This is a genomic window from Pseudoalteromonas nanhaiensis (genome assembly GCF_051235485.1).
Taxonomy (GTDB): domain Bacteria; phylum Pseudomonadota; class Gammaproteobacteria; order Enterobacterales; family Alteromonadaceae; genus Pseudoalteromonas; species Pseudoalteromonas lipolytica_C.
In genome coordinates this window covers 75,914-90,181 of sequence record NZ_JBPNYQ010000018.1, presented here as the reverse complement: position 1 = coordinate 90,181, position 14,268 = coordinate 75,914, and the positions used below count along the sequence as shown (strand labels likewise).

At 39.1% G+C, this 14,268-nt stretch carries 9 protein-coding genes and 2 pseudogenes; 4 read left to right on the top strand and 7 right to left on the bottom strand.

Features of this window, described 5'->3' with window-relative positions:
• Positions 1–404: 404 nt before the first annotated feature.
• A pseudogene (locus ACSFVZ_RS15180) lies at positions 405–696 on the bottom strand (SMR family transporter).
• A gap of 650 nt (positions 697–1,346) precedes the next feature.
• Here ACSFVZ_RS15180 and ACSFVZ_RS20490 point away from each other — a divergent pair.
• Positions 1,347–2,645, top strand: coding sequence for a methyl-accepting chemotaxis protein (locus tag ACSFVZ_RS20490; protein ID WP_235383979.1), 1,299 nt, complete (start codon positions 1,347–1,349; stop codon positions 2,643–2,645).
• Between the two features lie 171 nt (positions 2,646–2,816).
• On the opposite strand, the gene ACSFVZ_RS15165 is transcribed toward ACSFVZ_RS20490, so the two are convergent.
• The 3 genes from ACSFVZ_RS15165 to ACSFVZ_RS15155 all read right to left on the bottom strand — a co-directional run bounded on the left by ACSFVZ_RS15165 (position 2,817) and on the right by ACSFVZ_RS15155 (position 5,833).
• Positions 2,817–3,860, bottom strand: coding sequence for a GGDEF domain-containing protein (locus tag ACSFVZ_RS15165; RefSeq protein WP_235383978.1), 1,044 nt, complete (start codon positions 3,858–3,860; stop codon positions 2,817–2,819).
• 109 nt (positions 3,861–3,969) lie between these two features.
• Positions 3,970–4,797: a mechanosensitive ion channel family protein gene (locus tag ACSFVZ_RS15160; protein WP_435559162.1), complete on the bottom strand. Its 828-nt coding sequence runs from the start codon at positions 4,795–4,797 to the stop codon at positions 3,970–3,972.
• A gap of 64 nt (positions 4,798–4,861) precedes the next feature.
• Positions 4,862–5,833 carry a calcium/sodium antiporter gene (locus tag ACSFVZ_RS15155; protein ID WP_435559161.1) on the bottom strand — a complete coding sequence of 324 codons (972 nt, stop codon included), beginning with the start codon at positions 5,831–5,833 and terminating at the stop codon, positions 4,862–4,864.
• A gap of 593 nt (positions 5,834–6,426) precedes the next feature.
• On the opposite strand from ACSFVZ_RS15155, the gene ACSFVZ_RS15150 reads away from it, so the two are divergent.
• Positions 6,427–6,597, top strand: coding sequence for a hypothetical protein (locus ACSFVZ_RS15150; protein ID WP_235383975.1), 171 nt, complete (start codon positions 6,427–6,429; stop codon positions 6,595–6,597).
• Positions 6,598–7,751: 1,154 nt separating this feature from the next.
• Positions 7,752–8,444, top strand: a pseudogene (locus ACSFVZ_RS15145) (ATP-binding protein); the annotation flags it as partial.
• A gap of 8 nt (positions 8,445–8,452) precedes the next feature.
• Here ACSFVZ_RS15145 and ACSFVZ_RS15140 read toward each other — a convergent pair.
• Positions 8,453–9,157 carry a response regulator transcription factor gene (locus tag ACSFVZ_RS15140; protein ID WP_135923196.1) on the bottom strand — a complete coding sequence of 235 codons (705 nt, stop codon included), beginning with the start codon at positions 9,155–9,157 and terminating at the stop codon, positions 8,453–8,455.
• Between the two features lie 165 nt (positions 9,158–9,322).
• Positions 9,323–11,818 carry an alpha/beta hydrolase family protein gene (locus ACSFVZ_RS15135; RefSeq protein WP_435559160.1) on the bottom strand — a complete coding sequence of 832 codons (2,496 nt, stop codon included), beginning with the start codon at positions 11,816–11,818 and terminating at the stop codon, positions 9,323–9,325.
• Between the two features lie 144 nt (positions 11,819–11,962).
• Here ACSFVZ_RS15135 and ACSFVZ_RS15130 point away from each other — a divergent pair, with 144 nt between their 5' ends.
• Positions 11,963–13,027, top strand: coding sequence for a hemolysin family protein (locus ACSFVZ_RS15130; protein WP_135923198.1), 1,065 nt, complete (start codon positions 11,963–11,965; stop codon positions 13,025–13,027).
• On the opposite strand, the gene ACSFVZ_RS15125 is transcribed toward ACSFVZ_RS15130, so the two are convergent.
• Positions 13,024–14,244 carry an EAL domain-containing response regulator gene (locus ACSFVZ_RS15125; RefSeq protein WP_135926214.1) on the bottom strand — a complete coding sequence of 407 codons (1,221 nt, stop codon included), beginning with the start codon at positions 14,242–14,244 and terminating at the stop codon, positions 13,024–13,026. The genes ACSFVZ_RS15130 and ACSFVZ_RS15125 overlap by 4 nt on opposite strands.
• Between the last annotated feature and the right edge of the window lie 24 nt (positions 14,245–14,268).

The following is a 14,268-nucleotide window of genomic DNA, read 5'->3' as shown; positions in this document are numbered from 1 at the left end:
CTGGTTTAGCGCCAAATGAATCAGAGGTTAGATACCAAGATTCTAAAACTGTGGCCAAAATTAGTTGACCACTACAACTCTATGTGCCGTGACCACTTCAAACTCATCACCAAGCTTACTTAATTGAAAAATAGAGAAGCTAGCTAAGAGCAAAATCACTGCGCCTATTGAACCAAAAGCAAAACTTGATCTTTTACCTATACTTACGTCGCGTATCATCAGAAATCCTTTGAGTTGGCAAAAAGTTTTTGCGAAGAATAAAGTGCGTTAATTCACTGTAGTATTACTATATTACCATAAAATAAACCCAAAGCCGCATTAGCCTCATTCTTTGCTAGTAACGACGCTGAGATTTATGGTCAAATATGATTTGTCTTTAGGTAACCTTATAGGCCTCGCTTCAGTCAAAGAGCGATAGTTTTGGATAGTAGATTCAGTACTGCAACACCATGTATAAACAATCCAATACTAGCAAATCCCCATGTATCCACTTTCTGCCTATAAGCAAACCAAACAATTGCAGTAACAAAAGGCACACCCAAGCCAGTACAAACAACTTATGCTATGTAGACAAATATCAATTTAAGGTATTAAGGTACAATACTGAAGAATAAAAAGAAACGCCTGAGCAAACTATGAATGAAGGAATTAACTTTATAAACTATTTGTAGGCTTTAATGTAGTGGTCGCAATCATTTCACTAATTATTGCAATGGTTAAGAATAGCTATTTCTTCACTAATAAACTCCCAACATAATTGGATGAAGTATCAGCAAACTTAGTATTCTGATTAATTATCAACCTTGTTACAGCTTGTTATATGGACAATAATTGTCTCAAAGTCATTTTCCCCATAAAATCGTTTATTGTTCTTGTTCCAAATTTCCGCCGATTAAAAACAATGTATTTAATACAACTTGGAGTGAAAGGTATTTATGACCTCTGTCCAAAAACTAGTTTGCCAGACCTGCTCTCTTCGCCTGATACCGAATATTAGATGAGTGTCAGTTTCTGAGAGTAATAATGCTTGCTTCAGATGTCATATTCATTATAAGTCGCTATTGCCCAGTTCACTGTTTAGCATTTGTATTGATTGGGTAAGCTTTGATAGTACCCGCTACTTCATTTTGATTGTTGCGGTATTTGCAGTATTAAAAAGGTGATCCTTTATACTCCAAGATAAGTATATAAAATATTTTTAAAACAATACTTGGCGATTAGAGTAAATTAGATGATTCTAACTTCTCTGAACTTATTCATATTAATGTGCTATTTACAACAATTTTATTTGTATGATGATAAAAGTTGTTCAGTTCTTGAGTACATAATTCAAAGGAACATACTCAATGTGGTTTACTAATCGCAAACTGTTATCCGAAAATGCTTACCTAAAAGGTCAAGTTGCTGAATATGAAAATATAAAGCAAGAGCTCAAAGAAGAGATGCTATATTTTTTATTGAGCAAAAATAGCACTATCATTGAAGTTAATGACAGATTTGCAGCAGTACTAGATTTTAAAGTTAATGATATTGTTGGTAAAAACCTGAATGATTTGCTCCTAAAAAAATCAATTAAGAAGCCCCACACACAAAAGCTGCTCTCGGCAATAAAAAAATTACACCACTGGCACGGCGCCCTACAATTAAAAACTAACACAGGTCGTGAATTGTGGCTAAGAAGTATTGTACAACCAATAAATAATGAACTAGCCGTATACTCGACTGAACTTACAAGGACCATTTCTCAATCAAGAGAGAAGGAAGATATGCTTGCTGCTCTAAGTCGCTCTTCCGCTGTGATTGAATTCAGTCTTGATGGCATAATACTCAATGCTAACGATAACTTTTTACATGCTATGGGATACTCTCAAAATCAAATACTGGGAAAGCATCACAGTATGTTCTGTGACCCACATGAGGTTGAATCGAATGCTTATAAACAGTTATGGGCTGAGCTGAAGCAAGGACGCTTTATTTCAGACCGTTTTAAAAGGATTGATAGTAATGGTAATGAGGTATGGCTTGAAGCCTCATATAATCCAATTCATGACGATAATGGTGACTTGTATAAAGTTGCTAAGTTCGCGACTGTCATTACAGAGCAAATGAGAAGAGAGCAAGCAATCTCACAAACTGCAGAAATTGCTTATGATATTTCACAACAAACAGACGCAGATGCAGAAAACGGTTTAGAAGTCGTAAAACAAACAATATCAACTGTGAACGCCCTTTCTAAGAAGCTTGAAACAGCAAGTGAAGGCATTAATAAGTTAGATGTACAGTCAGCCAAAGTAGCTGATCTGGTTGATAGTATTAAAGGTATTGCAGACCAAACAAATCTACTTGCACTTAATGCTGCAATAGAAGCAGCAAGAGCTGGAGAGCAAGGGCGCGGTTTTTCTGTTGTGGCTGATGAAGTAAGGCAGCTGGCTTCAAGAACAAGTGCCGCTACTGAGCAAATAATAGGTGTCGTGAGCGAAAATAAAGTACTAACACAAGATGCGGTTACTCAAATTGAATCTAGCTTAGTAGAAGCAAGGGATGCATTAGAATTATCTAATAGTGCAGGTAGTGTAATCGATGATATTCAAAAAGGTGCAAAAGAAGTGGTTGAGGCCGTAGGGCGATTTAAGACGACCCTTTAGTTAAAAGTTATCAAATAATTGTATTAGTTCAGAATAACGGAGTAGCGTACTACTCCTTTTTAATTTTAAGTTGGCATGGTAATAGCAGAACTAGGTTTGTTTAAAGTATTTGCCCCGAAATCTTCTTCTAAATCGTTTTTGAAAAGTGAGCTGGGGAAAATTTAAATGATATCAAAGTATGCACTCAATCCGGTTTCTGCCATTTTCCTTTGCACGATATAAAGCTGAATCAGCACGTTCAATTACTTTCAGCGTATTATCATCAATACGACTGACTGTAACTCCACAACTGACTGACAATCTTTTTTCGTGAAAACAAATACTATTTATATCTTTAACAATAGCCTTTGCAACCTCTTTTGTTTCATCTAAAGTCGATGCTTCAATTAATATTACAAACTCTTCGCCACCCCAACGAGCACATAACGCTTGACTTGGAGATAGTGACTTTAGCTTATTTGAAACAATGATAAGCGCTTTATCGCCTTCCAAGTGACCATAGGTATCATTTATTTCTTTAAAATAGTCAATGTCTAATAATATTAAGCCAAAGTTTGAGTTTTCTAACAAGGTTGAAAGAGTTCTGTCTAGCTTTTCTCGATTAAACAATCCCGTGAGTTTATCGGTTTCGGCGAGTCTTTTAATAAGCCGATTTTTCTCAGCCAATGTGTCATAAGCAGCAAACCTAGTTTTTTCATAGAAACGAAATAAGACAATATGAGCAATGGCAACTTCAATAATATTAAAAACAGAGCCAAGGCCAATTTTAAGAGGTTCCGGATTCTGTGAGTGCTCATAAACTATAAATGCGCACACTGCAAAAGCAAACGCACTAAGTAAACTTCCCCAGTTCCTACCTACTAAGTAAAATGAGAAAGGAGGTATTAATGTTGCCCAAAATAATGAGTAGGCTGCTCCGTTAATTGAGATAATGAACGTTAGTATTAAACTATTGACCAAAATGACTAGAGCCCATGAAACCGCTTTAATTTTTGAGCTATTAATGAACCAAACATATAGTAAAATAGACAAAGTCAGGCCAACCGCATCAAGCAAAGCGAGTTCATAGCTGTTGAATTTAAAGATATTGATAACAGTCAGTACAAAGAAGTACACAGTACATATCAATAAAGAATGGGCGATCAAACGGCTTCGCCAAAATAGCTCAGGACTATTGTGGTGTGCTGGAATGTTTTTATACCAATATTTGAGCATAATAAACTCTACTTCGTAATAATCAAACGCGAGCAATGCTCTAAAAGCAAAAGCTCAGTCCTGTCACTTTATCATAGAAAAACTTTTTAGAACTGAGCACATTTTTGCTCTATTTCCTATCACCGTTAACTATATGTAAATCACGTTGAGGAAATGGGATGGTAATTCCTTTGCTCTCCACTTTATCTTTAATTTTACGCTGTGTTTGCCAATATATATCCCAATAATGTGGTGTAGCGACCCAAGCACGAAGCTGCAAGTTAACAGAGCTATCTGCTAATGTGTGTACTAAATACTGAGGGGCTGGCTCCATTAGAATTCGAGATTCTTCACCGACAAGCTCCTTTAACGCTGCTAGACCATCTTCAATTGAGTCACCATAAGAAATACCTACTGTTATATCCATACGGCGCTTATCGTTTCTAGTAAAGTTTTTTATCGCATTTGCCCAAACGGTGCTATTTGGAATTGAAACAAAAACGCCATCAGCAGTTTCAAGGACTGTGGTAAATAGCCCTAAATCTTTTACACTGCCTGTATAGCTTGATACTTCAACAAACTCTGCCTTTTTTAGTGGCTTTAGGAAAAGTAGCATGACCCCTGCAGCCACATTACTGAGCGTATCTTTTAACGCTAGACCAATCGCTAAGCCTGCGGCACCGACGAGTGCAACAAGGCTAGCCGTATTAACTCCAAATAAATCTAAAATAATCACAATTGCAATTAAATAAACCACATAGCCTGAAAGCGTGGTAAGCAGTTTTGTAATGATTTCATCTTGCTTGCTCAGTCTGTAAACACCTTTATGTACGGCACGTTTCAGTAATTTTGAACAAATATTTGCCCCAATAAAAATGAAAATAGTCAGCAGTGTATTCTTTGCTATTGCTATAAGTTGCAATTGATGCTCAGAAAAAAAGTTTATGATGGTGTCCATCGATGATTTCCCTTTTAATATAAATAAAATATGCGCTTTGCTCTAAACAATTTAGCGATAAATGTTATCTAATGATACTGGTAACTAAGTAGCCATTGTAAGCAATATAGGAGGCAAGCAAGATACCACCTTCCCAACGATTTATTCTGCCTTGTCGACCAAAACCGTAAGCCATAACCAATAACATGACGGAAAGTACAAGCATCACACTCCAATCTCTGTAAAGTACGTCTGTAGAAATGTGAGGAATAGGCTCAATAATACCGGCGATACCAATTACGGCTAGGATGTTAAACATATTCGACCCCACAACATTCCCAATGGCGATGTCATGCTCTCCCTTTTTAGCTGCAATAATAGAAGCTGCAAGCTCTGGCAAAGATGTCCCTAATGCAACGATAGTTAAGCCGATAATAAGGTCACTGACACCCAGCGCAGTTGCAATTTCAACCGCTCCCCAAACAAGTATACGAGAGCTAATAATGAGCAATGTTAAACCCGCGATGAGCCAGAAAATTGCTTTCCCTAAAGACATGGCGTGACTTTTAAGCTCAGTATCAAATTCTGTTTTAAGGGTATCACTCGGTGATTTCATACCTGAATACACAGACCATACTAAGAACAAGACTAATCCGCCCAGCAACAGACTTGCATCAATCACTGATAAAGCGCCGTCATACAGCAAATACCCCAAAAAAAGTACGACAGCTAATAATAAGGGAAGCTCGTTTTTAACAATTTTAGACTGAACAGTGATAGGCGCAATGATGGCTGTTACACCAAGAATTAAGCTGATATTTACAATGTTGGACCCAAGTGCATTACCTAACGCTAAGTCAGGGTTTCCATCACTTGCCGCCATGGCAGACACGACCATTTCAGGAGCCGAAGTCCCAAAACCAACAATAACCATACCAATTAAAATTGAGGGCAAGCCAGCATGGCCAGCTGTAGATGCCGCCCCTTCAACAAAGCGGTCTGCACTCCATACGAGTAAGATAAACCCCGCAATAATTGCGGCTATGGCTAAGAGCATAACTAGACCCCCTCTATATCATTACTTGATAGGCATATAACAGAATTGTTTGGTCTATTTATAAAGTGAAGTGAAATTTGGTGGTGGCGTAGTTTCATTATGTATCCTTAGGGCAGACTAGACTAAAAAGACAATAAACCATCTCTGCCCGAAATGACCCATTGCCTTAAGTCTTGTCAAAACCTGATAAGGTTCGAAACTGCCACGAGCGATGTTGCTCGGAGACTGTTGACAATTTCCTTGCTAAATGCAAGAGACTACTCCCCTAAGTTTTTAAAGAATAATCCATCCCTAAAAATAATACAATTAGCTTGGCTGCCTTTTTTAAAAAACGATGAATGTAAAGAATCATCAGAATAGGCCGATACAAAACCATATCATTGAAACAGGGACGTGTTATGAAGGTTATTTCTGAAAATTTACCGCAGCCACTTAATAATCAAAATGTGACATTCGAATCACCCAAAGATGGGGAGGCTCTTTTAAATACTGAGCTTAAAAAGTTGGCGGATGACATATATCACTAAAGCGAGCCACCTGAATTAGAGCAAACATATAGCAAGCCACTGACAATAACCGTGAGCAAAATAGACATGACTAAAACGGTTGATGACTTTATGTATGAACTTGGTATTGCGACTGGCGAATTATATATGCCTGGTGGGAGTGTGCCTAAGGCATTGGAAGAAATGTTGTCTTCCTATAACTCACTGCTGGCAGGTATAAATAGGCAGAATCCTGTAATGGACTATAAAAATTGGTGAATAGCAATAAACCAATCAGGTACTTTACAAGCGACAGGCTCAATAACAGATTTTGAACTTAATCCATCAACAGAAAAAGCACTTTTAATACATTATGCTGAGCGAGCAGAACATGATTTGGAAGATGTTGTTTGTGGGCGATTACCAATCTCTCTTGAGGAAGTTATGGAGTGCAAAGAAGGTGAAGCAATTTTTATATATCAAGGTGAGCTAACGTCCTCTCAGCACTTAAGAGTCCAAATACCAATTCCTGAAGGTACTAGTTGTAAATAGATTCATTTAAAAGCTACCTTTTGTTTTAACGCGGGTATTGATCCTGAATATAAAAAGGTTCCTCTCAATTATTCGTTAATAGTATCAACTAGAGCTGAGGGTTAAACTGAGACTTATAATATGATTTTACAGCAGAATCAAACGCAGCAATCAGTGAAAGTTTCTAATCGTATTCGCTCGAGGTGTAAATGATGTATGTGGCATAACTCAAGACATTGTGCGCTCTTACATAGCTACACATGGAGATGAGATTGTTAAGTACTCAGCTCGAAATGCGAGCCTTTATTTACCTCAGAAAGAGTGTGAAATAGATCAAATTTAGGTTTACGACTCTCATCTATAATAAGAAATAGAGGGGCATAAAGTGATTGATTTATTAGTAACTTAAGTGCTCCAACTTAGTTTGCAACTGCAAGTGCATTTGATATCAAATTACTAGAACTTGCAGAATAACATAAACTTCTAGCTGTAGAGCGTCTTGATTTAAAGGATTGTATTTAATGGTTATTTACCTATTTAGGGAGGAGGTTTAGCTTATGTGTATATTTCTTTGAATACAACTCTGAGTCCAATTTGGGCGGTTGATGTAGGTGTATCGGCACTTTTAATGTTTAGAGCTGTGGCCCAAGTCAACCCCGTGTAGCCCTCTATTGTTATAACACCGGAAGAGGCGTGAGTTATGAATTATTATCTTTCCGTTAGAAATATATGCAAAAATCAGGGGACAAAATGAAATTAAATAATTATGGACTTTTCACATTAAAATTAAATAACTGTACATCGAGAAAGATGGACACGAAATTACATTAGAATTAATGTAAGTTATTGCTTTTAAATGAAAGTTGGTGTCCATCTTTTATTTTTTTTAACTGTATCGCCCCACTTGCTCTGCGGTAGCGCTGGTGGGAGGGTCATCAAATCCGAAGCCCGGTGAAATATCATTGGCACACAATGGCGTGTTGTTTTTAGATGAATTACCTGAATTTGAGCGTAAAGTTCTCGACTCACTGCGTGAACCAATGGAAACAGGTGTAGTGACAATATCTCGAGCGGCAAGGCAAATGGAGTTCCCATCGCAGTTTCAGCTAATCGCCGCATTAAATCCTAGTCCGACAGGGAGTCATACCGATAAACGTGCAACGCCAGACCAAGTCTTGCGATACTTATCTCGGGTGTCTGGGCCATTTATCGATAGGATTGATTTGCAAATAGAGTTACCGCGGCTTACAAGTAGCCAATTGCAGAGCACCCAAGCAGAAGAAAGCAGTGATCAAGTGCGCCAGCGTGTAGAGCGCGCGTATGCTATACAGCTTAATCGGCAGGGTAAGGTGAATGCCAGGTTAAGTAATAGAGAAATGGCGCGTTATTGTGAGCTAGGAGCCGCTGAGTTGCAGTTTTTGGCTAAAGCCAGTGAGAAACTGGCGCTATCACCGCGTTCTTATCATCGTATTATCAAAGTGGCCCGAACTTTAAGCGACTTAAAAGTCCAGCCAACAATTACCTTAAATGAATTAAAAGAGGCGCTAAATTACCGTGCGTTTGAACGACTAATAAGTCAGTTAACGCAGTACTAGAAAACGAATTAGATTGAAAGCATGTAGCCTTTACCGCGCACGGTGACAATGCGTTTTTGATCTTTTTCATCGCTGAGCTTTTTACGAAGGCGACCAATTAATACATCAACGGTACGATCGCTTGGACTCCAATCAGGCTGGCCAATTTCTTCGGAAATCTTTTCTCTTGATGTGGCTTTACCTGCATTACCGATTAAGCAGATTAAAACTTTATGTTCTGCTTCAGTCAGGCGTGACTCTTCGCCGCTGGGTGTGATCAGCGTGCGATTATCAGGGTGTAATTTAAAGTTGGCGTACTCAATAAACTCTTCGCTTTCGTCGTTTGTTTGAGAGCTCTTAAGGCGTTTATACAGTGCGCGCATTCTAAGTTCTAGCTCGAGTAAATCCACTGGTTTGCAAATATAATCATCGGCCCCTTGCGCAAGGCCTGCGATACGGTCAGCTTGCGAATCTCGGCTTGATAAAACAATGACCCCAATATCAGTCAGAGCATTTAGTTCTTTGGCAAGCAATAACCCATCGCGCTTAGGTAGCACAATGTCGATAACTGCTAAAGAAATAGCTTGTGAAGAAGCTGCACGAGATTGCACTATGCTCAATGCATCAGCACCTGTTGAATCTATCTCAATGTTAAACTCAGTTTCTTTAAAGTGGTTAAGAATGCGTTTAACGAGCAGTTCGTCGTCTTCAACCAATAAAACTTGAATAGTCATTCGCTTTAATTTCACACTTGATTTGTTGTTATGTTAGCACTGTATGGCGAAGGCTGAGAAGTGTAATGGCGAGGTTTGTAACTATTTCTTACAATTTAATGGCTTAGCGATAGTTGAAAAGGGTGAAAGCTGAGCACTCGTGCAGTGCTCAGCCAAGTGATTAAACTACTTTTCAGGATAAAGATATTGCCACCACTGCGGCTGATCTTTTAAGTTTTTATCGAAATAAGCCAGCATGGTGTTCCACCAGTCAAAGCGTTTATCTCGCGCAAAAATTTGGTGATCTGCTCCTTTGTATTCGATTAGGTCAACATCTTTACCGAGTAGCTTTAATGCCGTGTACATGTTGTGACTTTCACCAACTGGTACGTTGGTATCTGAATCACCATGAAGGAGTAATAGCGGAGTGGTTACTTTATCAGCATGAAACACCGGGCTATGTTGGCTATAAAGTGTAGGGTTGTTCCAAGGGTAGCTATTTTTTGATGCCTCAGCTGAATATAAATAACCCCACCAACCTTGACCCCAGTACGAGGTGATATTTGAGATCCCCGCATGAGCTATAGATGCACTGAACATATCAGTTTTAGTTGCTAGTAGCATGGTCATGAAGCCACCGTAAGACGCGCCCAAGTTGCCAACACGCTTACTATCTACATAGCTATATTTATCCAAAAAGGCTTTTGTGCCGTCAATAATGTCATTAGCTGTGTACTCACCCCATGCATTTACATGTTTAGCCGAAAACTCTTGGCCAAAGCCAGTCGCACCTGTTGGTTGTATTACGTAAACAACATAGCCGTGCTCTGCCCATAAGTTAAATGGGTAACGACCTGTGAAGCCACGTGTTACTGGTGATGTGCCACCGTAATAATAAACCAGTGCAGGGTATTGTTTTTTGCTATCTAAATCATGAGGTAAATAAACACGACCCTTTATTTCAATGCCATCTTTATTAGTGAAGTTAAATTCTTCAAGTGAGGCTACTTGGGTATTTTCATAGCCAATTGGCTTTGAATCCCACACGACTTTAGCACGGCTCTTGCCTAAGTTGAGCTGCTTAAGTTGCTGTGGTGTTGACGCTGTAGTGCCAGTCACTAAAATGCTTGGATTGCGCTCGTTTGAGTAACTAAATTGCTCAACAACATCAAAGCCTGTATTTACTTTATTGAAACGCTTTTTGCTTAAGTCGTATTGATAAAGTTGTACGGTATCTTGCTCGGTGACTTTAATAAGTGCATCACCGTTTTCTAGTACATTTAACTGGCCGATAGCCGGGTTAAACTCTTTACTTAAAGCGGTTGCTTTTTTACCGTCGCGGCTGAGTAAATAAAGTTGACCATCATAGTTATTAGCCAGCATGCCTTCAGGAAGGTCTCGGCCTAAGCCATTATTAAAATCTGGGCCAGCAGTGACATAAATACCGTCATCAGTATATTTAGCCTGATTAAAGGTATTAAATTGACCAAGCACCGTGATAGCCGATGTAGCTAGGTTTAGCTCAACAAGCTCTGTTGCAGGCTGTGGTGATAGCTGCATTGCTTGTGCTGAGCGACTCATTAATACGTGACCGTTTTTAGCATCAAAATCTTCAAGTGAATGGCTAAGTGGGCCTTGGCTTAAAATTTTGCTAAGACCTGTTGTGATATCAAGCAAGTATATTTGTGATGTTGTACGAGCATAAGACCAACGGTCTTGCAGGCCTTGATAATGTTTAGTGAGCTTGCCATTGTCTGTTGGTGATTTTGACCAGCTAAAAATTAAGCTGTTGTTATCAAAATATTGAAAGCCACTTGCACCAGAAAGGTTTTTAGCAATCACGCTAAGTTGCATCGTTTTTAGATTTAAACGCTTAAGCTCACCATTTAATAGATACACTAAATTTGTGCTATCAGGGCTCCAAGTAATATTGCTCGGTTGGGCTGACTCAAAGCGATAAAGAGTATTGTTTTTTGCGTCTTTAAGCTCAGTCACGTATTGCGCTTGATTAGCCGTTGCATCTTCGTAATGACGTTGGCTAGTAATAAAGTAATTGCCATTTGGCGCCATTGAAATATAACTTACCGTTGGCGCATCGAATAACTGTTTTGCAGACAAGCCATGTTGTTGTTTAGAACTAAATTGCACAGTATCTAGTTCAGACTTTGCAGTAAAATCAAGCTCAACTTCATTCCAGTTTGCTACTTGCTCAGTGATGATAACAAATTGGTGATCGCCTTGGCTTAAAGCTAACTCATAGCTGTTATTTTTTTCTGTTTGCTTTTCACCATCGATAAACAGCTGTGCGTTTTCAATGCCTTTAAGGGTCAACGAGCCTTGGCTAAAGCGCTCGGTTGATGCAGTAAATTTTAGTGCTTGCAGGCCACCTAATGTAAGGGCGCTAACTTTGTCGAATGATTGCCACTTTATCTCGTCGCCAAAAATACGAATATTGTCGTTATTTTTTTGTAAGCTTGGTACTAAGTTGGCAATAATAGCGTCACGATGTTCGGTTTGATAAGGCTTTAATTGCATATCATCGCTAAGAGGGCCAATAAACTGAATTGCTGAACGTTCAATAGCATCTGCCATAGCTGTTGAACTTAGAGAACAAAGTACAAGTGCGCTAAGCGTGGTTTTTAGCTGAGTTTTTTTGTTCAGCCAAGTGGTTGTAAATGTCATAGTTTCGCCTGTTGAAGGTAAGTTTTAGCAATATAGCACGCAGAAAAACTAGCAAAAAGAGCTCTGCGTTAGAATGCTGATGGGTTTGAGGTTCCAGTTATCTGTTGATATGGTGGGCGCTTAGATGAACAATGAGGATGCACAGTGACACTTTTACTTGTTTATATGTTGGTTGCTATTACCGTCTCTTTTTTATGCTCGGTAATGGAAGCGGTGTTATTAAGTATAACGCCAAGCTATGTTGCTATGTTAAGGAAGCAGCAACCTGCATTAGCAAAACGCGTTGCTAAGCTAAAAGATAATATAGACCAACCGCTCGCGGCTATTTTAACGCTTAATACAATTGCGCACACAGCTGGTGCTGCAGGTGTTGGTGCACAAGCTGCAGTGGTTTTTTCAGATGCTGCTGTTGGAATAGCCTCGGCAATTATGACCTTATTGGTTCTTGTACTTTCTGAAATCATTCCGAAAACACTGGGTGCAAATTATTGGCGTGGTCTAACACCTATCGTCAGCATTAGCCTTATTTGGTTGGTGGTCATTTTAAAACCTTTCGTTTGGTTTGCAGATATCCTCACGCGCTTTTTGGGGCGTAATTATGATGAGGCCTACTATATTCGCCAAGAAATTGAAGCCATGGCTGATATAGGCACAGAGTCAGGGGCACTTGGTCACGACGAATCTGAGATTATTAGGAGTCTGCTGCGTTTTCGCCACGCTAAGCTAGATACCATAATGACGCCGCGTACTGTGCTGTTTAAAGTGCATAAAGATTTAACTGTTAATCAGTATTTGTCTGAACATGGCTCATCGTCATTCTCTCGGGTGCTGGTATATGACAAAAATGGTGATGATATTATCGGCTTTGTACATAAAAACGATATTATGCTGGCATATCATCGTTTAGGTGAAGACTATAAGATAAGTAAGCTGGTTAAACCAATTTATACAGTACCAGAGACCCTGCATGTGCCAACGCTACTTGAAACCTTATTGTCAGGTCGAACCCATATTTGTTTAGTGGTTGATGAGTACGGAGATGTTCAAGGGATTGTGACCTTAGAAGATTTAATTGAGGCGCTGATGGGGCTGGAGATTGTTGATGAACATGACCAATCTGCAAATATGCAAAAAGTGGCTAAGCAGCGTTGGCGACAGCGCTTAGCACGAAGTAATACCATTGTTAGTGATGACAAACGGGAGCCTTAGCGACGCTGCCCGGTCGCTGTTTTGACCATTTGCCGCCATGAGATTGACCAATTTAAAAAATCTTCTTTGGCTTTCGGGCGGCATAACAAAAAGCCTTGCATTAAGATAAATTCTTTATAGCGGTCTAAGTATTCGAGTTCTTCTACTCGCTCGATCCCCTCGGCGACAATAAATAAATCTTCTTGAATAGCAATATTCACAAGACTACTGACAATGACTTGAGAAAATTGGTCAGTTTCAATATTACTGATCAGCGTTTTATCTATTTTAATCTCGGTAAATGGTAAGGTTTTCAATTGTTGTATGTTGGTAAAGCCGGTGCCAAAGTCATCAAGAGAAATACCAAATCCTCGCATTCTTAATCTGTTTAGTGATTCTAACTGTGCTGCGGTGCGTAAGGCGTATTGCTCGGTTATTTCTAAAATAACTTCACCTGGGGTGAGGTTATTTAAATGTAATATTAGTGCCAATTTATCTGGGCAGCTTAAGTCTTCGAGTTGCGAAGGCGATAAATTAAAAGCCAGTTTTAGGTTAGGATGAAAATGTTCTTTGATTTCAGCAAAGTCGTTGGTCGCTTTTTCAAAGAGCTGAAAGGTAATAAGGTTAATTAAATCTAAATCCTCGGCAACACAAATAAATCGCTCAGGTAGAATTATTTCCTCTTCTTTACTTGTATTTATTCGCGCTAATACCTCAATACTTTCGACACGGTTATCGTGGCGGTTAATTTTGGGTTGGTAAAATGGAATTATTTCGTTGTGACTAATCGCATGAAGTAACAGCGACTCAGAAATAGGGGATTTTGTCCGCTCTACGTGAAATGAAAAATGCTCAAGCTTTTGCAGCAACAAATAAACCTGATTCAACTGCACGGGTTTAGATATATTACCAATCAGATGGGCATTATTTTTACGGGCAATATCAGCTGCTAAATCAATTACTTTGGGATCCATTTCAGAAATGATCGCAATAGCACCATGGTATTTCATTGCGCCTAAATGACGGATCAATTCCATACCATCCATATCGGGCATTTTTAGATCAGTAAAGATAGCATCAAAGAAGTGAGGCGCTTTTTTTACTTTTTCTAGAGCTTCTTCTGCACTTAGGCAAGTAGTGACATGGCTAATTTCCAGCTCATTCAAAATAGCCTGCATAACAATAAGAATTGCTTTGGAGTCATCGACTACGAGAATATGCCTATTTGACTTCACTATATTCACTCCTTGAACGAGAACACT